This window comes from Virgibacillus ainsalahensis (assembly GCF_055380755.1).
In genome coordinates, this window is the sequence record NZ_AP043943.1 from 616,570 (window position 1) to 642,756 (window position 26,187).

Genomic DNA, 26,187 nt, shown 5'->3' on the forward strand with positions numbered 1-26,187 from the left:
AAACACATTTCTTCCTAGATTTTCTTTTCTTCTATTTTTTTCCGGGCTCCACTTACTTGTTGGTACAATAAATAGAAGTAACCAAATTTCGCCCTAAACTAAAGAATGGACTGGAGGGGAGGGGGACAAGGGACCTGTCCCCCCGTCCCCCTACATTTCAAATTGTTGGAAGATGGTGTTTCGTTTGTTTTGATATACTTCTCGTCTGGCGAGTAAGTTGATGATTTGAATGTTCCTTTGGACGGATAAGCCTAAATTTGTAGCTGCTGTTCCATGGGAATGCTCCAAGTTCGTTAAAGTGAAAAAATGATGGTCCCGGTTATCATTGAAAATGAGTTGATAATCTCGGGTGACTTTGTAACGGTCGTCGTCTTCCCACTCAATTTTGTCTTGAAAACGATCGTAGAACCAGTCAGGGATATGGGGTTTATACCCTGTTGCCAAGATAACCTTATTCGTTTCATAGTCAAAGGAATTATCTTTTTGCCATTGATGACAATGCAAGACATAGTTGTCATTCTTTTTACTTAGATTCTTCACTTCTGTGTTCGGCTGGATCGTTACCGGTTGCTTCTTTTGCCCAATCGTCTTATGATAAAGCGTCTCATATAATTCCTTCAGCGTATCTGGGTTAATCCCTTTTCTTAGAGATCCTAAGGTTTCCAATGTGTCATTCCGCTGCTTAAAGTTAAGGGAATGGAAATAATCCACAAAATCAGGTGAGAAATATTCCTGGGCAAATTTTGCTTTTTCCAGTTGAAACAGCCCGCTGGACCGTGAGAATAACGTCAATTGAAATTCTTTATTTTCCTGTTCCTTCAACAGATCAAGAAGTACCTCTACGCCGCTCTGCCCGGCGCCTACTACCGTAATATGAGGGGATTGAACCAAGCTTTCCTTTTCAAACATGTACCGGCTCGTATGTAACACATCTCCTTTTGGATGTCCTTTCATTGCATCCAAAACGAAGGGCTCACTGCCAGTTGCCATTGCCACATTTTTTGTGAAGTAAGCGGTTCGCTTTTTTGTCGAGATTTCTTCTACTACAACTTCATAATGAGGCTGTTCGGCCTCTTTATGGTCAATCACATCCACTACTTCATAACCGAAATACAGTGTCTCCAATTGGTTTGCGACCCACTGTAAGTAATCATTATATTCCTGACGCGGGACATGGAACTTGGTTAAGAAATAGAACTCATAAAGTCGATTTTTTTCATGTAAATAGTTAACATACGTGAACTTGCTTGTCGGATCAGCAAACGTGACAAGATCCGCTAAAAAAGGGATTGTCAAATCAGTATGCTCAATTAACATTCCAGGATGCCATTCAAACTTTGGAGTTTTATCAAAAAACACAGCATCAAGTTCCGGCGTATACTCAAGAAGCGCCGCTAATCCAAGGTTATAAGGCCCAATACCAATGCCAATAATATCGTATAATTCCCTCGACATCTCATCCACTCCCCCTCTATTAAAATGCTTCCTATTTTAATCTAACCATCCCATCAGATATTATGCTTGGGACACAGGGACAGGTCCCTTGTCCCACATAAACATAACTTTTTTGGGAAAAGTAAAGCCATACGAAAAAGAGGTGCTTTTATGGATGAAAATAACAACAAAAAATTAACAGTGGCTGGAACGGACATTGAGGCAATAAAAAAGCAAAATGAGCAATCTGGCATGTCATATAATGAAGCGAAAGCGTGGCTTGCAAGAACTACAGGCGGACATGGCACAGGGAGCTATAGTGATACGAATAGTGAAGATATCCGAAAGAAAAACCAGCAATAAAAATCCTCCAACTATCCAGGCAAAAAATGCTGCTGGTTAATCTTGTAGGACCAGCAGCATTCATTCCTATTTCATTTTAGCTTGAGCCATTTTAACCATATCTTTGACCATATTACCGCCAATCGGTCCTCCGACTTTCCCTGCTTGCTCTGAAGTAAGTTGCCCATTGTTCTTTTTTTCTAATGGAATTCCTCGTTCTTTTGCAATTTCGTATTTTACATCATCAGGGTTAGCGCTGTTCACATCATATCCTTCAGCTCTCATGACCTTCCCTTTTAGTTGATTTAATTTCTCTTTCGTCATTATATCCCTCCCTTATCCAATAGGGTTTCCAAAAAGTCGAAGCTTACCCAAGGGGGACGGAGGGACAGGTTCCTTGTCCCAGAAGGTTGAAGGGTAGTTAATAAAGTATAAAGTTTTCTTACTGTATAAATTCAGGCTAAAGACTTTGCCGCAAAGGCTTAGCAAAACAAAGTTTTATAAAATCTGGCTTTTTTGACTGGTCAAACCCATTTCCTGATGATTCTCTTGTTACCAGTTTTTTCCGGAGAAAGTGGTTGACTGCCAATTATCGTTTCAGTTACCCTAGTGAAAAGTTATTCTTCCCCCTCATTGGTGTCACCTTCACATATCGCTTCTGAAGTGGGACAAGGGACCTGTCCCCGCGTCCCCCGGAGCAAGGGAGAGGTGTTAAGCTATGGATTTATCAAAAAGACAGATAAATAACTTAAAAGGTCTTGCAGGATATTATAAGCTGAAACGAAAGGGGTCCCTTTATTATTTTTCCCGGGGACTGATAGGTGTTTTTATCTTTCAGGCTTTCATCAGTATTTTGGGTGTATTTACCGGGCTGAATGAAGTTGCTTCTCATTTGGTTATTGCACTAATACTTTTTATTGGCTATTCTTTATTGTTTTATTTGATATGGGGATATATTGAGTTTCAGGGATGGCTGGGAAAAAGGGTTAAGAACAAGGCTGGCTTAAACATGAGAGAATTAGAACGTATTGTAGAAGCGAATAGCACTGATTTTGCCACGATATTAGAGGAGGGTTTAAGAGAGGCATATCCTGAAATTGAGGGTTTTCACGAACTTCCTGAATTTCGGATTCCTGAGCGCCCCACCGTCTATGGGAAGATAGGAAGTTGGCTCGGTTGGGGTGAACTGGATAAGGAGCAGAAGAAAGAAAAACGCTCGATGAAGCTTTATATTATATTTTTTGGTGCGCTTCTTTTGTCACTGGGAATCATCGGCGGCGGGGAAACTGCAGCAGTAAGTATTATTTTTGGTGGGGCTGTGATCGTATATGGTTTACTTTGGAAATCGAAACACAGTAAGGGCAAGGATAGTCTAGCAATCTATCAAGGTTTACTTCATTATTGGAACACTTCATTCATCCATACCGATTACAGGACGAGGGAAACATTAAACAATTCATTTACAAAACAATTGTTATTTGATGCTTCTGACGATGAAAAGGTAAAAATCAAAAGATGCTATGAAGCAATTCATCCCATCGAACAAACCCTTACTGATGATATCGCGTATGTTTTTAAGCAAAATAAAAACGTGTATAAAGAAGAAACCAAAGGGATTGGTGTGTTATATAAGCTGGCTATCCCTTCGATACAAAAAGGGATGGACACAGATACAAACGTGTCGAATAATTTTTACCTTGTTCCAAGTGGGCATGGATCGAAAAAAACATTTTATGATTATCATTCAACGGTGGAAGCATATGATGTTTATACGGCCGGCGAGCCGTCACAGGAAGAGTTAAACCAAGTTCTCAAACTAATCAGGCCACTGACCGAGCGGAATTGGGATGTTGCTGTGGAATACAGCAGCAATTTAATGTCTATCTATTTACCAGAATTTCTACCTGATATCGAAAACATCACAACCGAAGCGGAATTATTAAAAGTCTGCAGACGTGTTGACAGCATTTACAGCTTTTTGAAAAGAACCTTCATTTGGAGATACGGAAATATAGAAAAATGGAATGAAAGGGAAGGGACATAGGGACAGGTCCCTTGTCCCAGTCGGGGAAAAATAGATTGAATCCGGAGTTCTTGAATGGTCAAAACTCGTTACTTGATAGATTCACTTTTTCCCTTTTTTTCAGGCTTCATCAGTCGTTTACACAATAAAAACGTTACCGCTCCCGAAGCGACATATGATTTGGCTATTAGCTGTTCTGGCAACCTAGTACGGCTATTCTTCCACTTTTTTTAATCCCCTTGGAACATCTTCACGATTGCTTCCGGGTGGGGGGACAAGGAACCTGTCCCCGCGTCCCCCAAAATCATCAATTTCGAATTTCAGGCCACATTATAGCTTATAAAATTCCATTTCCTTTAGGAGAAAATGATAAAATCACTGTTCACATGCGTTTTATTTTTAAATTTTAGCTCTTTGACAAGTTTTACGTTTTAGAATACCTTTTATCTATCTAATCGTTGATAGTAGAAAGGATGCTGTGAATGGCGATGGTTGTATTTCGTATTCGATTAAAATACGGGCGAAAAAGGATGGCGAAATAGTTAATGCCAAGGGTAGCGAGGAAGCAGAGCCGTAGTGGTATTTATCATATTATGTTGAGAGGGATTAATAGACAAACGATATTCGAGGATGATGAGGACAGAAGACGATTTTTAGAGACATTAAAAAAGTATCAGGACATCAGTCAATACCTGATTTACAGTTACTGTTTGATGGATAATCACATTCATTTATTATTAAAAGAGTCGGAAGAGAGTCTTTCAATGGCCATCAAGCGAATTAGTTCAAGCTATGTGTATTGGTACAATATGAAATACGAGCGGTCGGGGCATTTATTTCAGGGGCGATATAAGAGCGAAAATGTAGAAAATCCCCGTTCTTTTTTAACGGTTCTCAGGTATATTCATCAAAACCCAATAAAGGCAGGATTGGCAAAAGACGTATTTTCAAGTAAATGGACAAGTGTGAATGAGTATTTCTATAAACAGGACATCGTGGATATTGATTATGGACTTGATTTAATTTCTTTGGATAGAAGAAAGGCAATTCAATTATATATAGAATACATGCAGCAACCTAATGATGATCAATGTTTAGAAGATACGATTAAAGTAAGAAAGACGGATGATGAAGTAAGGGGAGATTTATATCAATTTGGAATACTAAATACGAGTCAACTTCAGCAAATGGAAAAAGAAGACAGGGATGACATACTAATAAAGCTTAAAGCACTGGATGGTGTGACAATCAGACAGTTATCGCGAATAACAGGAATATCAAAAAGTGTAATCCATCGGGTTCGCTGATGTGTGGGGGGGACGAGGGACCTGTCCCTGTGTCCCCCTATGTCATGTTAGCGCGTTTACTTAAGGAGTCTGTCATGGATGTGATTGCTCCATCTCCAGTGACGTTACATGCAGTTCCCAGGCTATCTTGGGCAAGGTATAGTGCAATCATAAGGGAAATCATTGTCTGGTCAAAGCCCAACATGGTTTCAAGCAGCCCGATACTCGCCATAACAGCTCCTCCCGGTACGCCAGGTGCTGCGATCATTGTTATACCGAGCATTAGTATGAAGGGCAGGACGGAAGTGAAGGTAGCTACATCCCCTTGAAGGAACATAACTGCTAACGCACAGCTTACAATTGTAATTGTACTTCCTGATAAGTGAATATTAGCAAGTAATGGAACTGTAAAATCGGCAATACTTTCCCGCAGCTTTAATTTTTTAGAACGTTCAAGTGTTACTGGGATAGTTGCTGCAGATGACTGTGTTCCAAGTGCTGTGAAATATGCTGGTGCCATTTTTTTCAACATACTGAATGGATTTTGTTTGCTTAAAGTTCCTGCAATCGTATACTGAATCGATACGTACAGAAGGTGCAAAATAAGAATCATCACAAACACTTTAGCAAATACACTTAATATGGTACCAACCTGGCCTGTATAGGTCATATTCGCAAAAATTCCGAAAATATGAAACGGCAATAATGGAATAATCACTTTTTCGATAACTAATTGGATAATATCACGAAAATCTGTCGTTAATTTAAACAAGGTATCCCCTTTAACGACTGCAACACCAATTCCAATTATAAATGAAAGCAGCAGTGCGGTCATTACTCCCATAGGTGGCGCCATTTCAACTTCGAAAAAACTGGTACTTAACCCTTCTGTCGGGTCTGTGAAAGCTTGCAGGGACTGGCCATTTAGTAAAGAAGGATAAATACCTTTTGCTGCCAGAAAAGCAAAGATACCAGCTAAAACTGTCGAGGAATACGCGATGATCGCAGTTAAACCGAGCAGCTTGCCGGCTCCACGGCCCATGGAACCAATACCTGGTGCAATGAAACCAATAATAATCAGAGGAATAATAAATCCCAGGAAGTTGCCGAATAAGCCATTAAAGGTTGCAAATAATCGAATAAACCATTCATTTGCAAATGAACCTATTGCGATACCTAAGCTAATTGCAATTATAATTTTTAATAGTAACCCAAATCCTTTCATCGTAAATCTCCTCTTTTGCAAAAATGTCATGCAACCTATTGTACAAAAATTTTCGCAAATAGTCTAACTTCTTTTTCGGGACACAGGGACAGGTTCCTCGTCCCCCGGCAAATATTATTCTCCTCCTTATTTAAAGATGTTATAATGATGGTAACTGAAATGGCATGAAGTGCATCATGCAGGCGAAAGTATTGAAACGAATACCACTTGAACGACTGATGGATCTTAAAGTAGATTACGCATTCAAACAGCTATTCGGAAGTGAAAAGAATAAGGACATTACCGTCGTATTTCTCAATACCATTTTGCAAAGAACAGGGCATGACCGTATTACGGACATTACTTTCTCCAATACGGAAGCTGGTGGCGCGTATGCAAATGATAAACAATCCAGGCTTGACCTTCTAGTCGTCACAAATGCAGGGGAATGGATTAATGTAGAAATTCAGTTCACGAACCAATATGATATGATTAATCGCTCAATTTATTAGTGGGCCGGGATTGTGTCGATGTGCGTTGACTTTCGGTCAATGGTTTACCAGATTCGGGAGATGCGTGCTGATTTTTAGGTGATAATCCTTAAGGTTCGGGTGATGGCCCTTAAGATTGGGCCGATGTTTCACTAGATTCAGGAGATGTCTAGTAAGATTCAGTCGATGTACCATCATATTCAGGAGATGTCATACAAGATTCAGTCGATATACACGCACATTCAGGCGAAGCTACCGGACGCGACTGGGACAATGAACCTGTCCCTGCGTCCCCCTATAGAAAGGAAATGAAGGTTAAATGGCTTATAGTGAATCATCAAGTAAAGTAATCATTGCAATTGTGCTAGCTACGACTTTTTTGTTTACGTTTAGTCAGTTTTTGTTAATTACAGCTTATCCTACCATTATGCAGGAGTTTTCTATTAATGCTACGCAGGTTCAGTGGTTAACAACTGCATTCTTATTAACGACTGTTGTGTTCATTCCGATGACAGGATATTTATCTGATACTTATTCCGCGCGATTTCTGGTGATTATATCACTAGTTTTTTTTGTTATTGGAACGGTTGTCGCTCTTATTTCCCCTAATTTTATTGTATTAATTTTTTCAAGAGTCATTCAGGCGGTAGGTGCGGGGATAATGGTCCCACTGGTTCAAACGATTTTACTGGCCGTTTTTCCATTTGAAAAAAGAGGGTTTGCGTTGGGGCTATTAGGGTTAGTTGTGAATGTTGCCCCGGCCTCAGCGCCATCTCTATCTGGAATTATTATTGATCTTTATAACTGGAGGGCGCTTTTTTGGATCATGCTTTTCCTATCGCTCGCCATACTTGTTCTAGCCACGTTATTTATGAAAAATGTCACAGAACAGCGTAAGTCCAAATTGGATATGTTTTCATTGGTTCTGTCAGGTATTGGTTTTTCCAGTATGATATTTGGAATGAGCAATATTAGTGTTTTAGGATTTACGCATTGGAGTGTCATAACAACGATTATATTAGGTATTGTCATGCTGGGCATTTTTGTGAAAAGGCAAATGACAATAGATCCACCTGTACTTAATTTGGATGTTTTTAGGGAAAAGATGTTCTCTTTATCAACACTTCTTGTTTTCGTTGTTGCTATGTTGTTATTGGCGATGGAAACAATACTTCCTATGTTTTCTCAGGAGGTGTTAGGGACAAGTGCATTTCTCTCGGGATTTGTATTAGTTCCCGGGACAATCATACTTTCCGTTATGTCATTAATTGCTGGTAATTTATTTGATAAATACGGAGGAAAGCGCATCATTATGATAGGATTCTTGTTGATTCTGCTATCCAGTATATTGTTCAGTACGTTGGGAGCGGATAACTCACCTTATCTCATCATGTTTTACTTCTGTATATTTATGATGGGTATTGGATTAACCATGATGCCGCTCGTTACCTTAGGATTTAACAGTTTACAAACATCCGAAATCTCTCATGCCTCTGCAATAGGGAATACGGTCAGGCAGTTTGGACTGGCTTTTGGCGTTATTATGTTGACGACCATTATCAGCATTACTACCAATCAGATGGATGAATCCTATGAGGTTGCTACGTTTTGGGGAATAAAATATGCATTTATAGTCATGAGTGCCATTTCCTTAATTGGCGCTTTGGTGTCACTTATACTGCGGGACAAGGGGACAGGTCCCTTGTCCCAGGGGCATGAAGACTAGATTTCCCTTTTGGCAGTTAAGAAAGATTTTAATTTCTTAACTGCATAAGTTCGGGCTAAGGCCATTGTCACAAAGGGTGGAGAAAAGCTAAGTTCTCTAAATCTGGGGGTGTTGATTGGTCAAACTCATTTCATTTCTTGATGGAATAGATTCTCTTTTCCCCATTTTTTTCCGGGCTTCACTCATGTACTTAGAAGTAATCTTCTTTCGCTCTAGACCAACGAATGAACGGGACGAGGGACCTGTCCCTGTGTCCCTAAAACATTCGTTTCAAAATAAATGCGAATACGAGTACGATAAGGGAACAAATGAATAGCGCAGCTGCCAACATGCCAATTCCTATGCCAGCCCATGGATTCCCCAGCCCTGCGACAACGAAACTGCTGATAAATACGATGACTGCAACACTCAAGCTTACAATCGAAGGTAAATAGGTTTTTTTCTTATTAAAGTGGAGAAACATCGTTACCAACCCTAAAAGCAGGATATAAAGTGTCGCAATGGTGTAACTGTTCACCACTTGATCCAGGAGTTTCGTAAAGTCCGAACCACCTTGTGCCTCAGGAACATCGAGGTCGACGGTTGCCAGATCGTTGCCGTCAAAGTTAATCGTACGCATACGGTACTGGGCGGGATCACTCGGCCAACTTGTGTTTTCGAGAAATAAGATTTTATCCTGATGATGGAAAAAGGACGGGGAATCCACAGCGGCATTCAAATCTGTCAGCCTTTGGGATTCTCGGTTATTGGTGTCCATTAAAAATAGTTCATATTCAAAAAGAGAGCTATCCCGCGATTCTTCGGAAACAGCGGTAAAAGCCATTTTCTCTCCATCCGGTGATAGTTGTGAAGAATAGGAAGAGCTTAATCCTGTCGGTATCATTGTTGATTCGACCTTATTGTTTTCCAGAGAAAAGCTGCGAATGACCTCTCCATTCCCATCAAATTCACTGTAAAAAAGCTGTTCCCCATCCGATGAGGCAGAGAGGCTGTTCATAGAGAAATGGTCTTTATCCGTTAATTGAACGGTATTTTCGCCATTTGCCGCAATCGAAAACAGATCAAAACCTTCTTTTGTCTCCCCTTCTGATTTTTTGAATTCTTCAGCTTCCATACCAATAAAATAAACGGTTTCAGCAGAAGGGGAAAAGACGGCATCAACCACATGACTGTCTGCATCTGTCAACTGTACCCGGTCATTTCCGTTACTATTCATGGCAAACAGTGAATTGATTCCTTCCGCATCTTTTGCCAAGTAAAGCAGCTGCTCCCCATCTGATGAAAATCTTGGATGATGGAGCCGCTGATCTTCACTCCCAGCTATTTTTTTCACATTCGTCCCATCCACATTTGCCGTATAAATCGCTTCGTCGCCGTCAACATAATACGAAAACACGATGTCCTGGTCATCAGGTGACACGGAGATACCTTCCCCGATTCCTGTAAAATCCTTATATGGATCATCATCCCGAAGAATTCCATACGTTAACAAGCTTAGAAAAAGCAGCATAACAATTGCGATGGATACTTTTAATATGCGGTTTCGCTTCAACATACAACCCCCCGATTCTACATTTCTAGTTTACTTTCAATCTTAACATATGGGACAAGGGGACAGGTACATTGTCCCGGGGGGTTGAAGATTGAGTGGAACCGGGGAGCTTGATTGACCACGTTTGTTTCTTGATGAATTTTTTTGGTCTTTACTCATGCGTTCCTGTGTATGGAAATGGCTTCTCTTCACCTCAAATGGGACGAGGGACCTGTCCCTGCGACCCCCACCCCGCGTGTTCTGTATGTTATAATAGGATAAAAATGCTCGCAGATTTGAAGTAGGGTGACGCGGGGACAGGACCCGAGTATAAAAGTAAAGTGGGGATTTTAATGATGTTTTTTATAAATATACTATTTTTAATTGGTATCGGTTACGTCAGCTATAAGTTTATTCAAGTCATGATGAAAATGAGGCAACGTGTTATTCTACCTACAACAAATGAAGAAATCGATGCGATTAGAAAACATCCCGAAAAGAAAGTAGATTTCCCGACATATTCTAAGCAAAAAGCTGGAATTATTATTTATTCCCTTTTGCTTCTTTTTGTGATTTGTATGTTTTGCTTAGGCGTATTTTTACAATTATTTGATTGGTCACTTTACATGTTGTTATTACTGCCAATGGCCCATTCCTATAATTTACTAAATCTATTTGCAGTGGTAGATGATGGCATACTTAGCGGTAGTCGTTTTGTTGCTTGGAATAAAATAAAATCATTTCAATTTATCCCTATTGATATAAACCATAAATACTATGGATTTTCAAAAGAAGTTAATAATAAATATGAGTTGAAAATTAGGGCGAAATTCTATTTCACAAGTTGTGTGGTTACCTCAGACGAAATGAAAGAAAAATTGAACAACATATTAAATGAACCCGATGGTTGAAGGATAGATTTTTCTTTGTTGAATCCGGGATTTCTCGATCGGTCAAACTCCCTTTGATAGAATCGCTTTCATCCACTTTTTCCCGGTTCCATTCATGCAGTGGTCACAATAAATAGAAGTACCCCTTCGAAGCAGAGAGAATGGGACGAGGAACCCGTCCCCGCGTCCCACCTACGGCCAAAAAACAGCCAGTATCCTATTTTGAGGATACTGGCTGTTTTTCACGTTGCTAGTATTTTTTCCAGGTGTTTGACGGTTGGTGTCAGGTTGACGAGGAAGTAGGTTTCCCGCAATCTGCGTGCAGGGTGGCTGACGTTCAGGTACCCTGCACCGCCGTTATGGATCATGTCTGTATTCGCTGCTTTTAAGGTCAGGTACGTGGTGTTGAGCCGATGTTGAACCAGGGCATGCCAGCTGAGTTTTCCAATGTTCTCCTGAATGTAGTCATAGACGTTTTCCCGCTGGGACTGGAGTTCTTCCTCCAGGTTGTGCGCCTGCACCGGCAGATACTGGTTGCAGGCTGCCTGCTTGTTGCGGGCTTTCTGGATCGACTGGATGGATGATGCAGTTACTCCGAGTCCTAGGGGGATCTGATACATCAGGAAGGTGGGGCGGACGTTTTCAATAAATGCATCCGCATCCTCTGATATGACCCACTCATCCGGGATGAAGCAGTCTTTGAAGCGGCAGCCATAGGTGGCGCTTCCGTTAATTCCCATGTAATCAGTTTTTTCCTTCAGGATAAGTCCCTTCGTATCACATGAGATGAACAGCATGACCCGTCTGCCGCTCTCTGCTTCGGCAACTGCGCCGAACCAGTGACCATCATCCAAGTTGGAGACGGAAGGGAGGGAGCCGGAGATATGGTATCCACCGTCCCCTCGTTCTGCCTTTAACAGCAGTCTCTCCACTCCGCCGTAAAACTTCATTGGGTTGGAAAGTCCCGTCCCCGCAAGGAGTGTGCCGTCTTCAAGACGCGGAAGGATTTCCTTTTTCAAGTAATCATTGTGGCTGTTGCGCACGTAAGTCAGTGCGGCAAGGTGGCACCACAGGGAAAATCCGGTCGTCATGCATGTTTTGGATACTTCTTCCACCAATTGGAATTCGCGGAGAGAGACCTCCTTCTCCGTCAGCGAATCGGAAGTGTAGTAGCCGTTCTTTCCCAACAGCCGTAGAAAATCTTTCGGATAATGATGCTCCGTATCGATCTTCCTGACCAGGGGTTTTAACTCTTCCCGCAGAAGGGGAGCCAATTCTTCTATTGCTCTCGTTGTGTTTTCCTTAATCATACGGAAATCTCTCTCCTTTTCCATTGGGGGTAGTTCCTTTTACTTCCCGATTTCGGTGATGGAGTCAAGCGGTGTGTTAACTGCTTCACGGGCTCTTTTAACCGAATCTTCATCAGGTGCATCATAGAAACAAAGACATTTGGACATATCTTCGCATACATAGGTGCGTTCGAAAGATACTTCCGGTACTTCGGCATAATGTACGGAGTTTTTCTTTTTACGGTCCAAATACTGATCCATGGTTAAATCCTCCGGCAGATTCCACTGTACAAGGTAGTTCACCTGTCCCGATTGCTTTTTCACTTCTTCCAGATCTTTTCCGACAATGCGCACGGCCTTCACCAGATCAGCCTGAACACCATTATCTTTCAATACATCCGTAAGTCCATCTTCATCCTTCTCTGTTTCAAAAATTAGAAAAGAGCGGGACAGGTCTTTTGCTGCCTGCACTTCAATCAGATTTACGTCCTCTTTTTGAACCGTTTCTTTAAGGGAAGAAACCTTTTCCTCCAGTGCATTACTGTCCTTCACTTCTCCATTAAAAGTTGTTTCCACTAAATATAATCCCATGATGTATCCTCCTCATACAATAAGTTTGCTGATAAATCATATTGATTTAATAAGAATTAACGCTTAAGGTTATAATATTATAGTAGGTTCAAAAAATCAACCTTAAAAATCAAATATGTTATAATTTTTTTAAAATAATTTTATTAATAAGGGAGAGACTGGTTTTATGAAGGAAAATTATAAGTTGCCGTGCAATATTGCACAGACATTGAATATCGTCGGGGATCGGTGGACATTACTGATTGTTCATGAAATTCTGGTGGGCGCCTTGACGTTTAATGAAATAAAGAAAGGACTGGATGGCATTTCCTCCAATTTATTATCGGATCGGCTGAAATATCTGACCGACAGCGGACTGATCGAGACTTCCATGTATTCAGCCCACCCGCCAAGATATCAATATACCCTGACCGACAGTGGGCGTGACCTGGAACCAGTGTTTCACTCGCTCCTGCTTTGGGGACGGAAACATCTGGAAAAATGTTATAAGAAGCTTGTCCATGAAGCGTGCCAGCATGAAGTGGAAACGGCTTTTTATTGCCCGCATTGTGCGGAAAATGTAGCGTCAGATGAACTCGTTGTCCAGTCATATGATGAGAAAGAGGAAGTTTCTATGTAGTGTGGATACGGCGTGATTGATGCTGTAGATTGGTTGCTCAGGTGCAGTGCGGGGCGTGAGGTGAGCTGTGAGTCCGTGTGCTCAGGTGCAACGCTGTAAGTGAAATAAGCTTCGACCCGGTCGCTCCACATATGGAAACACAAACAAAAACCGGCCGCCATCTCTAGTGATAGCGGCCGGTTTTCAATGGTGGATTTCTTCTCGCTATTATTTTGCTGCGCCCCATTGTTTTCCAACCCACGTTTCAAATACACGAACGAGCTTGTCCAACAGGAGGCCGAGAATACCGATAAACACAATACCGGCAAGAACCAGGTCAAGGTCGAGTGCATTCCGCGAGTCGATGATCAAGTAGCCGAGGCCAGATTGGGCGCCAACCATTTCACCAGCCACGAGGAAAATCCAGGCGGTTCCAATGGCAATGTGCAATCCATTGGCAATGCTCGGAAACGCGGCCGGGAGGATGATTTTGTACATGAGCTGCGGCTGCTTGATCTCGAGATTCTGAGCCACTTTCAAATAGGTATTGTCCACCTTTTTTACAGCAGAAACGGTTGTTAACAATACCGGAAAGAAAGCAGCAATGAAAATGATCACAATCGCCGGCATGTCACCGATTCCGAACCATAGCACGATGAAAGGGGTCCAGGCAATTGGTGCAACCGGGCGCAGTACTTGGACAATCGGATCGATGATTTCCCACAGACGCCGGGTGCGACCAAGGATGAGACCAAGAATCACCGCGAGCACCACTGCAGAAAGGTACCCGGCAGCGAAGCGCATCAGGCTCACTTGCAGGTGCTCAAAGATAATGCCAGTCGCAATTAGGGAAAGGATGCCTTCCCACACACTTAAGGGGGAGGGAAGAAGGGCTTCCGGATAATCGCCGATAATAATTACCAGCTGCCAAATGGCGATTAAGAGAATAAAAGCTATGGTGATATTTGTAAGTTTATAAAGGGTTTGATTGTTTTTCATACTATTCCATCGCCTCATCAATCCATGAATTGTCTACAAACTTTTCGTATGAAGGGGGACTGTCCGATAGCCCCATATCTATTAAACTCTCTGTCAATATTTCATAGTCTTCCCGCTTGATTTTCAGATCATCATAGGAAATCCACCCCAATGATAGTGACAGTGCTTCATCATCGACGTCCAAATATTTCCTATGCACATCGTGGGCGTGGTCATGATCTTTTCCCGCTTCTTCACCTGCTGCCACGTATCCATCCACAAACTGCTGGGTGAGCTCTGGATGATTTTCCAACAAATCATTACGCAGCACGAGGGCACAGCACAGCGATCCCGGCCACAGATCCTCCGACTGATAGAGTACCTTCCCCTGATCCAGTGTTACACCAAGCGCTCCAAACGGCTCAGCCACCACATAACTGGAAATCTGTCCGGTTGCCAGTGCAGAAGGCATTTCAGGCGGCGGCATCTCTACCATATGTACATCATCATAGCTCATACCGCCCTCCTGGAGCATTCTGGACATCAGGATATTATGAGAGGAAAGGGTGTGCGGGATGGCTACACTTGTACCGGCCATATCTTCTACCTCGTCCACATCATGGGAAACGATTGCAGCATTGCCATCTTTATGCCCGAGAGCGACTGCTTTCAGGTCAATTCCTTTTTCCCGTGATTTCATCGCTAGCTCAATTAGCGCAGACGCCCCGTCGATCCGGCCGGTATTCAGTGCGTCCATCAAATCAATCCACGTTCCGAATTTGACCAGTTCCAGCTCTACATCCCCAAGATATTCCTCGGCCATCTCTTTTTCAAAATAGACCGGTGCAGCATGCGTGATTGGCAGGTATCCAATCTTTATCGTCGTCTTTTCTTCGGTATGGTTATGGGCGTGACTCCCACAGGCTGTGAGGAAAATGAGTGATGCGATCCATAGAAGGATGATCGATTTTCTTCCGTATTTCATCAGCATTCCTCCATTCTATAACGATATTAGATTTTATATTAGATTTGAAAGTCAGACTGTGGTCTCGGCTGGGTGAAATGGAACTCTTCCAAAATGATCTTCCGGTAATATTGAAAATCGCTGTGGCTCCGATCACGCGGCTTGGACAGTTCGACCTTCAGTCCCCTGCTGATACGACCAGGATGCGGTTTCATAATGAATAAACGGTCGGAAAGGTAGATCGCTTCATCGATGTCGTGGGTGACCAGGACAATCGTGGTGCCTTCTTTTTCCTGCAGACGGAGCAGCTCATCCTGAAGGTAATACCGGTTGAACGTGTCCAGTGCCGCAAATGGTTCATCCATTAAAATAAGCTCCGGTTTCATAGCGAGCGCCCGGGCAATGGCGACACGCTGCTTCATCCCGCCCGATAATTCATCAGGCAGCTGGCTGATATTTTTATCCAAACCTACCAGCCGCAAATATTCCATCGCCCGCTCACGCCTTTCTTCCGGCGGCAGGTTAATCGGCTCCAGGCCAAGCTCCACATTTTTCAGCACAGATCGCCATGGCAGGAGACCATAATCCTGAAATAGCATGACACAGTGCCTCCCTGGCTCACGAACCGGTTCGCTATCCAAATAAACTTCTCCGGCTGTTGGTTCTTCAAAGCCACCAATCAAATTGAGAATCGTGCTCTTCCCACAGCCGCTCTGCCCCAAAAGGGAGACAAATTCCCCTTTCTGCACGTGAAGAGAGATATCCTCCAGCACGAGATCGCCATTTCGATCAAAGCGTTTATCCACCTGTTGTAACTCAACCAATGGTTTATTGGATTCTTCTGGTTTGCTGGATTTTTCAGCCAACGTGATCCCTCCTCAAAAGAATAGTAAGTATGTAAATCAAATAAAATTAGTAGGAATTAGATGTATGTTATTTTAATATACTAAGTTAAAAAAATCAATCTATTTTACAAAATTGGGGGACGGAGGGACAGGTTCATTGTCCCAGGAAAGCGTGAACCTTGGCCTGGGTGTCAAACTTTTATGTGTGAACGCCGGACTATCGGCTCCGAACGCAGGCCGCTGGGCCACGACCGCAGTACCTCGGGCCATGAGCGCAGGACGCTGGGCAGTTAGCGCAGTACACTTGGGCGTGAGCGCAGTACATCAGGCAATGAGCGCCGGACCATCGGCTGCGACCGCAGTACCCCCGGCCCTAAACGCGGAACCGTCAGCCATCAGCTCCGGATGACAGGGCATGTTGCCGGACTTCTCCCAAGTTAGAATATAGAGTTTCATTTTAGCGATTTTTGTAGTAATATGTAAGTAAGTTTTTGAGGAAATTTTTCAATACATACAAAAAATAACAACAGGTACGAGGAGTTTGACGATGAAAAGAAGTGAGAGAACAAAGAAGTCCAGAAAGTTATGGCTGAAAATCCCTTTAGTAATTATTTTATTGGCAGGCCTGGGAATTGGCGGTTATGCTTTTTCTATTTACAATAATGCCAAGAATACGGTGAATGAGAAAATGAACACCCCAGTAGAATCCATTGACCGTGAAGTGGGGAAGAAGAAAATGCAGGCAACAAAACCTTTGAATGTCCTGTTGCTTGGCGTGGATGAGCGGGAAGGGGACAGTGGCCGTTCGGATGCGTTGATGGTATTGTCTTTGGATCCTAAAACGGATTCCATGCGATTGGTCAGCATTCCAAGGGACACGCGGACAACGATTTCCGGAAAAGGATTTGAGGATAAGATCAACCATGCGTATGCATATGGCGGCGCGGACATGTCGATAGCTACCGTGGAGGATTTCCTGGATATTGATCTGGATTATTATGTGCAGGTGAATATGGAAGGGCTGACCGAGCTGGTGGATGAACTTGGCACCATCACGGTGGATAATGACATCGCGTGGAATGATGGGACATATGACTTCAACACTGGTCCTGTTGAAATGGATGGCGATAAAACCATGGCATTTGTCCGGATGAGAAAACAGGATCCGAATGGAGACTTTGGCCGTGCAGATCGTCAGCGCCAGGTTGTTGAGGGAATCATTGATGAAGGTGCCCACGTCGGGTCGGTTACCAAAATTAACGATACCATCGATATCCTTGGCAATAACATGGCAACCAATCTGGATTTTGAAGATATGCAAAAGCTGTTGAGCGGTTATGCAGATACGAGAAAGAATTTCGTCAGTTATCAGATGGAAGGCAGCGGAACGAATATTGATGGGGTTTATTATTTGATTGTTGATGAAACAGAAGTGGAGAAAGTACATGGGATGGTGGAGAAGAAAGAGACTTGATCATTCCAAAAAGAGAGGAAAACCTCGTTCCCGGTAGTGGGAGCGGGGTTTTTTTAAGAGATAAGAATTTATAAATATTTGGGACTGCGATTACTCGTCCCAACGAAAAGATTTGGCAGCATATCATTTCCTTGTCAGTAAATGCCTCTGCCAGCGAAAGTGGACTCCCCTCATGAATCAAGTGGATTGCACATCAAAACGAGCGACGACGCCGTGAAATTGTGTGAGTAGGGAAACCAGAGCGTTTCGCCATAGAAGCTTTCGTTTTCTAACTTTTCCTGTAACCGATGTGGATCCCTTATTATGTTTGACAAGAAAATGTATTCAATATATTATGTAATATAGTAATATTAAAAATATTTATTTTTTTAATGAATGAATTTAATCTAGCATGCTAGCAGCATGATAACCTTCCACGTTCTAGCAAACTATTAAAGATGAATACCAAACAAAGTCAACCAAGAATATCCTTATGTGCGATCTTGTTAGGCAATTTGCCTATTAATAAGATAAATATATGAATGAGGAGTTGGATTGATTTGAGTTTGTCAGTACAGAGCCTATTAGAAAACAAAGGGTACAGGGTAAAAGCTGAGCATGTAGAGGTGTTAGAATTTCGCTGGCAGGCATTACAGACATTAAAGGGAAATTTAGAAAATGCTAACGTAGATGATGCTGATATAGGATTGCGAAATATTCCCGGGGGTGATCATATTGAATAGAGAATTGATTTTTAAGACCGTCGACGAATTAGCGCAATTAATCGGAACGAAATCTGTTTCCCCAGTGGAGCTGACAAACGAACTGTTCGATCATGTGGATGAGAATAATGAAGGAATCAATGCATATATTCATGTTTCGCGAAAAGAGGCAGAGCAATCTGCGAAAAAAGCGGAGGAAGAAATATTAAATGGGAATTATCGTGGTATGTATCATGGTATTCCAATGGCGATAAAGGATAATTTATATTTAGAAAATGAAGTAACTACAATGGCTTCAAAAATTCATGGAAACTTTGTCTCGGATTATGACGCAACGGTTGTAAAAAAATTAAAAGAAGCTGGAGTTATATTAACCGGCAAATTAAATATGCACGAATATGCTTGGGGTATTACAAATAATAACCCGCATTTTGGTGCTGTAAGAAATCCGTGGAATCCTGAAAAAATACCAGGAGGTTCCAGTGGGGGATCTGGTGCAGCAGTTGCTTCCGATATGAGTATAGCTTCATTAGGGACAGATACTGCGGGTTCCATACGGATTCCTTCATCCGCCTGTGGAATTGTCGGCTTGAAACCAACACATGGCAGAGTTAGTAAATATGGCTGTTTTCCGCTGGCCTGGTCGCTTGACCATATTGGGCCGATGACAAAGACAGTGACGGATGCTGCAGGATTATTAGAAGTCATTTCCGGATTTGATAAAAATGATCCAACAACGGTAGATGTACCTATAGGAAATTATACGAACCAGTTGACTGGGGATGTAAAGGATTTAGTAATTGGTGTTAATGAGGATTACTTTTTAAATCAGGTAGATTCCGATATTGAAAAGCTTGTTCGTCATAACATTCAGCAGTTGGTCGATCAGGGTGCGAAGGTAGAAGAGGTTAAAATTCCAACACTACAGTATAGTGAATGGGCGGAAATGATTACGGCCCTATCGGAAGCATCCACTATTCATCATAATAATTTGATGAAAAGAGCAGACGACTTTGGTAATGATATACGTCTTCTTTTTGAACTAGGTGAACTTCCTTCAGCTGTTGATTATTTACAAGCACAGCAAATAAGAAGACAGTTAAAACAGGATTTCCAAAAAGCATTTGAAAAAGTTGATGTCCTCATTTCGCCTACTTTACCAGTTATTCCGCCAAAAATCGGTGATGACTTTGCGGATCTGAATGGAGAAAGAGTAGATTTGATTGATCATATCATCCGCTTTACTGGACCAGGGAACTTAACGGGGCTACCTGCACTTTCTATTCCGTGTGGATTCAAAGGCGAAATGCCAGTAGGTCTGCAGATTATGGGACCTGCATTTAACGAAGAAATTGTGCTAAATACAGGTTACGCATTAGAGCAGACCAACCCACTGAAAGGTAGAAAACCTAATCTCGTTGGTTCATGATTAATAGGGAGGGGCTGTCGCCATTTTGTGTGACAGCCCCGTTTTCTTTAAGTTAATTGTCATTAGAAGAACAATAGTCCGATCGAAATCGGGATGAAGCTGTAAATTAATATCATCAGACAAAATCCCATGATATCGCGCACTTTCAATCCGGCTATTGCGAGTACTGGTAAGGCCCAGAATGGCTGGATCATGTTCGTCCATGCATCCCCCCACGCGACAGCCATGGCGGTTTTTGCTGTGCTTACACCAATTTCAAGTGAAGCAGGGATCATGATTGGACCTTGCACCGCCCACTGCCCGCCACCGGATGGCACGAAGAAGTTTACAATTCCCGCACTGATAAATGCGAACAGCGGGTAGGTGAATTCGGTGGAAAAGCTGATAAACCACTCCGACATTTGCTGAGACAGCCCGGAAGCTACCATCATCCCCATAATACCTGCATAAAATGGAAATTGAATGATGATTCCTCCCGCATTTTTCACACCTTTCATAACAGTATCCAGAAAAAGCTTTGGTGTCTTATGAAAAATAATGCCAAGAAACAGGAAGATGAAGTTAACAATATTGATGTTTAAGTCAAATCCGTTGGTTACAAAATGAAAAACGACAAATATCAGGCCCATAATACCGATGACGAGCGATACGAGCTGGCTGTTTTCCAGACGGTCTGCAGGGGTCAGATTTTCTTTATCCTGGATGGGTTCCTCTGGCTGCTCATCTTCTGTTTTCCATAAAGAGGGATCTGTATTTGTAAGCGGATTACTTCCCTTCATCAAATAACGGTTAAAAAATGGCAGTGTGATCACTAAAAATAAAACAACAAAAATATTAAATGGGCTGAATAAGGTTTCCATGACGGATACGGTCCCAATGGTGTCCTCGAGAAAATGACCTGGTGTTGCGATCAATAATGGAATCGACCCGGAAAATCCCCCATGCCATACAAGCATGCCGCTATAGGCACTCGCAATCAGCAGGCGATAATCCGCAGAAGGCACCCGTTTTGCAACATGTACAGCAAACAGCGCCCCAACCACCAGACCAAATCCATAATTAATCAAACATGCAACAAGTGCGACGAACGTAACAAGGATGACAGCCTGTCCAGGTGTTTTAGCAAGTGTGCTCAATTTAGCGAGCAGGTTGCGGATGACCGGAGCACTGGCCAGAATGTATCCTGTTACCACAATCAGTGACATCTGCATCGCGAATTCCAGAAGGTCCCAAAAGCCAGTACCCCAGTATTCCACCATCTGCATCGGCCCACTATCTGTGAAAATGACCCCGATAAGATAAACAACTAATGTAAGAATAATGGCAAAGATAAAGGCATCCGGCAAGTAACGCTGAACCATTCGGTCAAAAAAAGATGTGAGTGTTTTCATTGTTTTCCTCCTTTTGGGTGGATAGTAATTTCTTAATAGTGCTATTTCATATTATACTATTAAATATGACTAGTGTGGAGGGGGACGCAGGGACAGGTTCATTGTCCCAGGTTGCAGGTTACATTGAGTCTGGGGTTTTTGCCTTTTGCCTGGTCAAGCTCATCACCCTCGAGTTCGTGAACATCGCCTTCAAGCCAGTGATCATCACCCGAATCTGGTAGCACATCGCCTTCGAGCCAGTGATCATCACCCGAATCTGGTAGCACATCACCTTCAAGCCAGTGATCATCACCCGAATCTAGCAGCACATCGCCTTCAAGCCAGTGAGCATTCACCCGAATCTGGTAGCACATCACCCTCGAGCCAGTGAACATCACCCGAATCCCACAAAGCATCACCCGAATCAAACAAACGGGACGAGGGACCTGTCCCTCCGTCCCCGCTAATCATACAACCGCACAAAGTGATTTGCCTCCGTTCATCACACGCATTACTTCCTGTGCGATCAGCATGGCGGTCCGGGACTGTGATTCATCTGTCAGCCCGGCGATGTGTGGTGATAGCCGGATGGATTCCACTTGCGTGAGGGGAGAATCTTTTTGAACCGGTTCACTTTCGAGAACATCAAGGTAGGCACCGGCCACTTCCCCTGCTTTTACAGCTTTGATGAGATCCTGCTCATGAATAATACCTCCTCTTGCTGAATTGATCACATAGGCGTGGCGTTTCATCAACGGGAAGTTGTTTTTGTTAATCATGTGTTTCGTAGCTTTTGTGAGCGGAACATGAATCGACAAAAAGTCCGATTCAGAAAGAAGGTTCTCCAGATTATCGACGGGTTTCACTCCGGTTTCCTGCAAAATATGGTCAAAAGGAGCAACAAACGGATCATATCCGATGGTCTTCATTCCGAACACATTGGCCCGCTTGGCGACACGATGGGAAATTTCGCCGAGCCCGAGAAGGCCGAGTGTCTTCCCATTGAGTTCGTATCCCGTAAAAAACTTGCGGTCCCAATTGCCCCGCCGCACATCAGCATCCGCATCGGAAAGCTGACGGTACGCATCAAGCATAGATGCCATCACATATTCTGCAACAGAAGTGGCATTCGCGTTCCTGGCCGAAATGACCGGAATGTTCCGTTTCTTGGCCGCATCCAGATTGATATTGTCCAGCCCGACACCAAGCCTACCAATAACACGGGCTTTTTTGGCAGCATCGAGCAACTCGGGATCGACGTTCGTCTCATTGCGAACAATGAGTGCATCATAGGAAGGAACCAGTTGAAGAAGTTCATCCCGCTTCCTTGAGAGCTCCATATCATAATCAACGGTATAACCATTACGCCGTAACGCTTCGATCCCGTCTTCCCACATCAACTCGGTTACTAATACTTTCATGCGCTTATCTCCTTTCTATGGTACCTGTTAACGGTTACAGAGTAATTTTATACGTCCCTTATCGAACATATGCGGAGGGTGGGGGAGAAATGAGTGTCTTAACGAAAGAAGAAATCTTTAAACCTAGCCTTCTTCCTTGGTTAACATTCCCCTTCTTCCACCCCTAAGGCAAATTCCTTTCCATACTTCCGGTTTTGTATTAGGATAGTCATTTGGTGCTGCAGGACGCGTGCTGTGCTAATGAAATATGGAGTGGACAGGGAGGAACAACGATGTCTAATCGAAATAAAGGTATACTATTATTATTAATCTCAGCATTAGGCTTTTCCCTGATGGGTGCTTTCGTCAAACTTTCTGGAGATTTACCGACACTGCAAAAAGCTTTTTTTCGTAATATAATAGCGGCAATTATCACATTGGGTTTTGTTTTGCGTCATAAAGAAAGGCTGTTTGGTAAGAAAAAGAATCAGAAATTACTGCTGTCTCGTTCAGTGCTTGGGGCGATTGGAATCGTGCTGAACTTTTATGCAATCGATCATCTTGTTTTATCTGATGCCGAGATGCTGAACAAGCTCAGTCCGTTTATTCTTATTATATTTTCAGCGGTATTTTTGAAAGAAGCGGTCCGCCGTTATCAGCTCATTGCTGTTCTTGTGGCGTTTGCGGGTGCGTTATTCATCATCCAGCCGGAATTTTCGGTGGACGTGTTTCCTTATATTGTCGGGGTGCTCGGTGCCGTGTTCGCAGCTGGCGCCTATACATTTCTACGGGTGTTGGGAAATAAGGAAAAATATTATACCGTCGTCTTTTATTTTTCATTTTTCACCACACTGGTACTGCTGCCATTTACGATTTTTCTATATGAACCGATGAGCTGGCAACAATGGACATTCCTCATTCTGGCTGGTATTTGTGCAACTGTCGGCCAGTTTGGCGTGACCCTTGCCTATAAGTTTGCCCCGGCCAGTGAGATTTCGATTTTCTTTTATTCCACGGTCGTGTACTCAGCATTGTTAAGCGTTGTGTTATTTGGTCAGATTCCTACGCTCTTAAGTGTACTCGGCTATGTTGTCATCTTTGGTGCATCATTCTACATGTTTATGAAAAACAACCGGATGGATAAGCAGGAGAAGGAAAAGAAGGCTAGCTAAGGGGGACGCAGGGACAGGTCCCTTGTCCCGGGTTTTAGGTTAAATTTAATTTGGGGTTTTTGACTGACCAAGCTAATTTCTTGATAGAATAGATTCACTGTTTCTTCTGTTTTTGGTAGAGGGATTGCTGCCATTTAGATTTTTGTTTGGTTACTCTATCCCTGTGATGCTTCCGCTTTTAATCCCCGGAAATCTCTTAGCTTATGTTTCTGTAATGGGACGAGGGACCTGTCCCTATGTCCCCCTCATGGGACGAGGGGCTGATGTGACCCCCTCCCAAGTTAAACAATTATAGGATGAAAAGCGCAAGTAATGAGAGTGCGGCAGAAGTGATCACCATCGCAAGTAATGGTTTCATTGCTTTTGTACGTAAATCTTTTAGACTGACGCTTAAACCAAGCCCTACCATTGCAGCGGTTAATAACCAGGTGGTTAGTGTATAGACCCCTTCAAAAACTGCTTCGGAAACTGGAATCACAGGACCAAGTACATAAGTTCCTAAAATGCTAAGTAATATAAAGCCGGCAAGGAACCATGGAAACGTGATTTTTGCGCCAGATTGACCGGTGCTTTTCTTTTTCCGGTTCATAATAAATATGAGAATGAAACAAAGGGGAATGAGTAAGAAAACACGGCCAAGTTTAGCAAGTAAGGCCATGGCCAGGGCATCTTCTCCTGCTGGTTCTGCGGCAAGCGCCACATGGGCCAATTCATGCAAACTGATGCCTGACCAGATTCCATAATCGATGTCAGATAGAGGCAGTACAGGTCGAATTAGAATATATAAAATAGAAAAGACTGTCCCCATCAAAGCAATAATCCCTACGCCAATCGCAGTATCTTCATCTTTAGCTTTTACAATAGGAGCCACCGCAGCAATGGCGGCTGCACCACATACACCGGTTCCTACTCCTAATAAGAGCGAAATCGTTACATCTGCTTTAAAAACTTTTGCAAGCCAAATCATTAATAGAATGGCAAAAGTAATAACAATCATGTCACGAGCAAGCAATCCAAGCCCATCACTTAGTACAATATTAATATTTAATCGTAAACCATATAATATAATCGCCAAACGAAGTAACTTTTTGGCGGAGAATGTGATCCCGCTACGTAAAATTTCCGGAAAACCGAAAATTTGCCGGTAAATAATCGCAATGATAATTGCACACGCTAATTGTCCAACAAATGAAAAACCAGGCAGAAGTGCCAGCAAATAACCAGCCAATGCAAGGATAAAGGTGAATCCTACCCCACCCATCCATCTCCTTTGTTGGTTAAGTCTCGAGTTGTGTTGGTGATTTGGGTCGATGTTGTCGTCGATACGCTGATTTTCTAAACTCATTCGTACCACCTCCTACATTTACAATATTTTATTATCTATCATAAGTAAAATTAATATTAGTGATAAAGTTAATAAGTAAATTTAATAAGTCTATTTGGATTTAAGAAAATACATCTTCCTATTTTTTGAAAAATTTGATATTCTTAGTTTAAAACAAACAAGAAAGGGTTCTGACATGTGCGATTAGACAATCAAAGTTCTATACCATTACATGTACAATTAAAGGTTATTATCGAAAAACAAATAGCAAATGGGGATCTTAAGGGAAAAATCCCAAGTGAGCGCAAATATATGGAAGAATATAATGTCAGCAGAAGCACGGTTCGTGAGGCTGTTAAACTTCTGGTTCGGGAAGGTGTTTTGGAAAAACGGCATGGCAGTGGAACCTTTGTTTCGTTAAAACCAATTCATCAGTGGCTGGGGAATCTTATCAGCACCACAGAGGTTATCAGGCAGATGGGGATGAAGCCAGGAGCGAAATTAATTCATCAATACAAAATGACTCCACCAGCCTATATTCAAAAACAGACCGGATTTGACGAAGCATATTTTATAAAAAGAGTTCGATATGCTGATGATATAGCAATTGGTGTAGAGAGCCATTATTACCCTGTTTCTATTGGTGAGGCACTTGTTCAATATGATTTAAACGATGCAACGCTTTATGAAATTGAAGAAGAAGAACTCGGTATTTTGTTTGCTGAAGCAAGTCAGACAATCGGCAGTGGGATTGTATCAGATGAGGATGCCCAACATTTGAATGTTCCAGTACAGTCGCCTGTACTTATTGCTGAACGAATTATTAAAGATCAGGAAGGCAGCACGATTGAGCTGGAAAAAGCGTATTACCGCAGTGACCTGTATAATTTTCAAATTAATTTATCCCGTAAATTTGGTTAATTATGCGCTTTTCAACATTTCAATCAGTTGGTTTAATAGGTTACTAATGTTCATAGAAAACAATTATAATATTTATTATTATTTAAAATAATTGAATTTACAAAATAGTATTGAAATTACTCCGAAGAAACCGTATAATAACTTTAAATCCAATCAAAGTGGTACGGACGTCCTAATGAGTCCTGTGCGGTTCTTTTTATTTAC

At 42.4% G+C, this 26,187-nt stretch carries 25 protein-coding genes; 12 read left to right on the forward strand and 13 right to left on the reverse strand.

Annotated features, from left to right (window positions below; genetic code table 11):
- Positions 1 to 150 precede the first annotated feature (150 nt).
- On the reverse strand, positions 151 to 1,455 hold the full coding sequence (locus ACZ427_RS02850) for a lysine N(6)-hydroxylase/L-ornithine N(5)-oxygenase family protein (RefSeq protein WP_461178208.1): 1,305 nt from the start codon (positions 1,453 to 1,455) through the stop codon (positions 151 to 153).
- A gap of 150 nt (positions 1,456 to 1,605) precedes the next feature.
- Here ACZ427_RS02850 and ACZ427_RS02855 point away from each other — a divergent pair, with 150 nt between their 5' ends.
- Entirely contained in the window at positions 1,606 to 1,797 is a 192-nt protein-coding gene (locus ACZ427_RS02855; protein WP_461178209.1) for a gamma-type small acid-soluble spore protein, read from the forward strand.
- Between the two features lie 66 nt (positions 1,798 to 1,863).
- On the opposite strand, the gene ACZ427_RS02860 is transcribed toward ACZ427_RS02855, so the two are convergent.
- The gene (locus ACZ427_RS02860) at positions 1,864 to 2,100 is read right to left on the reverse strand and encodes an alpha/beta-type small acid-soluble spore protein (RefSeq protein WP_461178210.1); all 237 of its coding nucleotides are present in this window, start codon (positions 2,098 to 2,100) and stop codon (positions 1,864 to 1,866) included.
- Positions 2,101 to 2,494: 394 nt separating this feature from the next.
- Here ACZ427_RS02860 and ACZ427_RS02865 point away from each other — a divergent pair, with 394 nt between their 5' ends.
- Together ACZ427_RS02865 and ACZ427_RS02870 are read left to right on the forward strand one after the other, a co-directional pair.
- A complete protein-coding gene (locus ACZ427_RS02865; RefSeq protein ID WP_461178211.1) occupies positions 2,495 to 3,820 on the forward strand; it encodes a hypothetical protein in 1,326 nt (441 codons plus the stop codon).
- 524 nt (positions 3,821 to 4,344) lie between these two features.
- Positions 4,345 to 5,106 (forward strand): transposase, encoded by a 762-nt coding sequence (locus ACZ427_RS02870; RefSeq protein ID WP_464883518.1) that lies wholly within the window; start codon positions 4,345 to 4,347, stop codon positions 5,104 to 5,106.
- Positions 5,107 to 5,143: 37 nt separating this feature from the next.
- Here ACZ427_RS02870 and ACZ427_RS02875 read toward each other — a convergent pair whose 3' ends face one another.
- The gene (locus ACZ427_RS02875) at positions 5,144 to 6,310 is read right to left on the reverse strand and encodes a dicarboxylate/amino acid:cation symporter (protein WP_461178213.1); all 1,167 of its coding nucleotides are present in this window, start codon (positions 6,308 to 6,310) and stop codon (positions 5,144 to 5,146) included.
- Between the two features lie 176 nt (positions 6,311 to 6,486).
- Here ACZ427_RS02875 and ACZ427_RS02880 point away from each other — a divergent pair, with 176 nt between their 5' ends.
- On the forward strand, positions 6,487 to 6,801 hold the full coding sequence (locus ACZ427_RS02880; protein ID WP_461178214.1) for an Rpn family recombination-promoting nuclease/putative transposase: 315 nt from the start codon (positions 6,487 to 6,489) through the stop codon (positions 6,799 to 6,801).
- A 298-nt stretch (positions 6,802 to 7,099) separates the two neighbouring features.
- Positions 7,100 to 8,506, forward strand: coding sequence for a DHA2 family efflux MFS transporter permease subunit (locus ACZ427_RS02885; RefSeq protein ID WP_461178215.1), 1,407 nt, complete (start codon positions 7,100 to 7,102; stop codon positions 8,504 to 8,506).
- A gap of 256 nt (positions 8,507 to 8,762) precedes the next feature.
- Here the strand turns inward: ACZ427_RS02885 and ACZ427_RS02890 are convergent, their stop codons facing one another.
- Complete coding sequence (locus ACZ427_RS02890; protein ID WP_464883519.1) at positions 8,763 to 10,061, reverse strand: TolB family protein; 1,299 nt, start codon at positions 10,059 to 10,061, stop codon at positions 8,763 to 8,765.
- A gap of 329 nt (positions 10,062 to 10,390) precedes the next feature.
- On the opposite strand from ACZ427_RS02890, the gene ACZ427_RS02895 reads away from it, so the two are divergent.
- Positions 10,391 to 10,948, forward strand: a complete 558-nt coding sequence (locus tag ACZ427_RS02895; RefSeq protein ID WP_464883520.1) for a hypothetical protein — start codon at positions 10,391 to 10,393, stop codon at positions 10,946 to 10,948.
- Between the two features lie 221 nt (positions 10,949 to 11,169).
- On the opposite strand, the gene ACZ427_RS02900 is transcribed toward ACZ427_RS02895, so the two are convergent.
- Both ACZ427_RS02900 and ACZ427_RS02905 read right to left on the reverse strand, forming a co-directional pair.
- The gene (locus ACZ427_RS02900; RefSeq protein WP_461178218.1) at positions 11,170 to 12,261 is read right to left on the reverse strand and encodes an acyl-CoA dehydrogenase family protein; all 1,092 of its coding nucleotides are present in this window, start codon (positions 12,259 to 12,261) and stop codon (positions 11,170 to 11,172) included.
- A 15-nt stretch (positions 12,262 to 12,276) separates the two neighbouring features.
- The gene (locus ACZ427_RS02905) at positions 12,277 to 12,807 is read right to left on the reverse strand and encodes a DUF4242 domain-containing protein (RefSeq protein ID WP_461178219.1); all 531 of its coding nucleotides are present in this window, start codon (positions 12,805 to 12,807) and stop codon (positions 12,277 to 12,279) included.
- Positions 12,808 to 12,973: 166 nt separating this feature from the next.
- Here ACZ427_RS02905 and ACZ427_RS02910 point away from each other — a divergent pair, with 166 nt between their 5' ends.
- Complete coding sequence (locus ACZ427_RS02910; RefSeq protein WP_461178220.1) at positions 12,974 to 13,426, forward strand: winged helix-turn-helix transcriptional regulator; 453 nt, start codon at positions 12,974 to 12,976, stop codon at positions 13,424 to 13,426.
- Positions 13,427 to 13,633: 207 nt separating this feature from the next.
- Here ACZ427_RS02910 and ACZ427_RS02915 read toward each other — a convergent pair whose 3' ends face one another.
- The 3 genes from ACZ427_RS02915 to ACZ427_RS02925 are packed head-to-tail and all read right to left on the reverse strand — an operon-like array spanning position 13,634 to position 16,213.
- Positions 13,634 to 14,404 (reverse strand): ABC transporter permease, encoded by a 771-nt coding sequence (locus tag ACZ427_RS02915; protein WP_461178221.1) that lies wholly within the window; start codon positions 14,402 to 14,404, stop codon positions 13,634 to 13,636.
- 1 nt (position 14,405) lies between these two features.
- Positions 14,406 to 15,368: an ABC transporter substrate-binding protein gene (locus ACZ427_RS02920; RefSeq protein WP_461178222.1), complete on the reverse strand. Its 963-nt coding sequence runs from the start codon at positions 15,366 to 15,368 to the stop codon at positions 14,406 to 14,408.
- 38 nt (positions 15,369 to 15,406) lie between these two features.
- Complete coding sequence (locus ACZ427_RS02925; RefSeq protein WP_461178223.1) at positions 15,407 to 16,213, reverse strand: ABC transporter ATP-binding protein; 807 nt, start codon at positions 16,211 to 16,213, stop codon at positions 15,407 to 15,409.
- A gap of 526 nt (positions 16,214 to 16,739) precedes the next feature.
- On the opposite strand from ACZ427_RS02925, the gene ACZ427_RS02930 reads away from it, so the two are divergent.
- The 3 genes from ACZ427_RS02930 (at position 16,740) to ACZ427_RS02940 (ending at position 19,796) form a co-directional block, all read left to right on the forward strand.
- Positions 16,740 to 17,666: an LCP family glycopolymer transferase gene (locus ACZ427_RS02930; protein WP_461178224.1), complete on the forward strand. Its 927-nt coding sequence runs from the start codon at positions 16,740 to 16,742 to the stop codon at positions 17,664 to 17,666.
- Positions 17,667 to 18,205: 539 nt separating this feature from the next.
- Positions 18,206 to 18,388 (forward strand): hypothetical protein, encoded by a 183-nt coding sequence (locus ACZ427_RS02935; RefSeq protein ID WP_461178225.1) that lies wholly within the window; start codon positions 18,206 to 18,208, stop codon positions 18,386 to 18,388.
- Positions 18,381 to 19,796: an amidase gene (locus tag ACZ427_RS02940; protein WP_461178226.1), complete on the forward strand. Its 1,416-nt coding sequence runs from the start codon at positions 18,381 to 18,383 to the stop codon at positions 19,794 to 19,796. The genes ACZ427_RS02935 and ACZ427_RS02940 overlap by 8 nt, the downstream gene beginning before the upstream one ends.
- 62 nt (positions 19,797 to 19,858) lie before the next feature.
- On the opposite strand, the gene ACZ427_RS02945 is transcribed toward ACZ427_RS02940, so the two are convergent.
- From ACZ427_RS02945 to ACZ427_RS02955, 3 genes are all read right to left on the reverse strand, one after another.
- Entirely contained in the window at positions 19,859 to 21,187 is a 1,329-nt protein-coding gene (locus ACZ427_RS02945; protein ID WP_461178227.1) for a short-chain fatty acid transporter, read from the reverse strand.
- A 98-nt stretch (positions 21,188 to 21,285) separates the two neighbouring features.
- Positions 21,286 to 21,540: a hypothetical protein gene (locus tag ACZ427_RS02950; protein ID WP_464883521.1), complete on the reverse strand. Its 255-nt coding sequence runs from the start codon at positions 21,538 to 21,540 to the stop codon at positions 21,286 to 21,288.
- Between the two features lie 93 nt (positions 21,541 to 21,633).
- On the reverse strand, positions 21,634 to 22,587 hold the full coding sequence (locus tag ACZ427_RS02955; protein ID WP_461178229.1) for a hydroxyacid dehydrogenase: 954 nt from the start codon (positions 22,585 to 22,587) through the stop codon (positions 21,634 to 21,636).
- Positions 22,588 to 22,859: 272 nt separating this feature from the next.
- Between ACZ427_RS02955 and ACZ427_RS02960 the strand changes: the two genes are divergently transcribed.
- Complete coding sequence (locus tag ACZ427_RS02960; RefSeq protein ID WP_461178230.1) at positions 22,860 to 23,738, forward strand: DMT family transporter; 879 nt, start codon at positions 22,860 to 22,862, stop codon at positions 23,736 to 23,738.
- A gap of 289 nt (positions 23,739 to 24,027) precedes the next feature.
- Here the strand turns inward: ACZ427_RS02960 and ACZ427_RS02965 are convergent, their stop codons facing one another.
- Entirely contained in the window at positions 24,028 to 25,083 is a 1,056-nt protein-coding gene (locus ACZ427_RS02965; RefSeq protein WP_461178231.1) for a YeiH family protein, read from the reverse strand.
- 177 nt (positions 25,084 to 25,260) lie between these two features.
- On the opposite strand from ACZ427_RS02965, the gene ACZ427_RS02970 reads away from it, so the two are divergent.
- Entirely contained in the window at positions 25,261 to 25,983 is a 723-nt protein-coding gene (locus tag ACZ427_RS02970; protein WP_461178232.1) for a GntR family transcriptional regulator, read from the forward strand.
- Positions 25,984 to 26,187 lie beyond the last annotated feature (204 nt).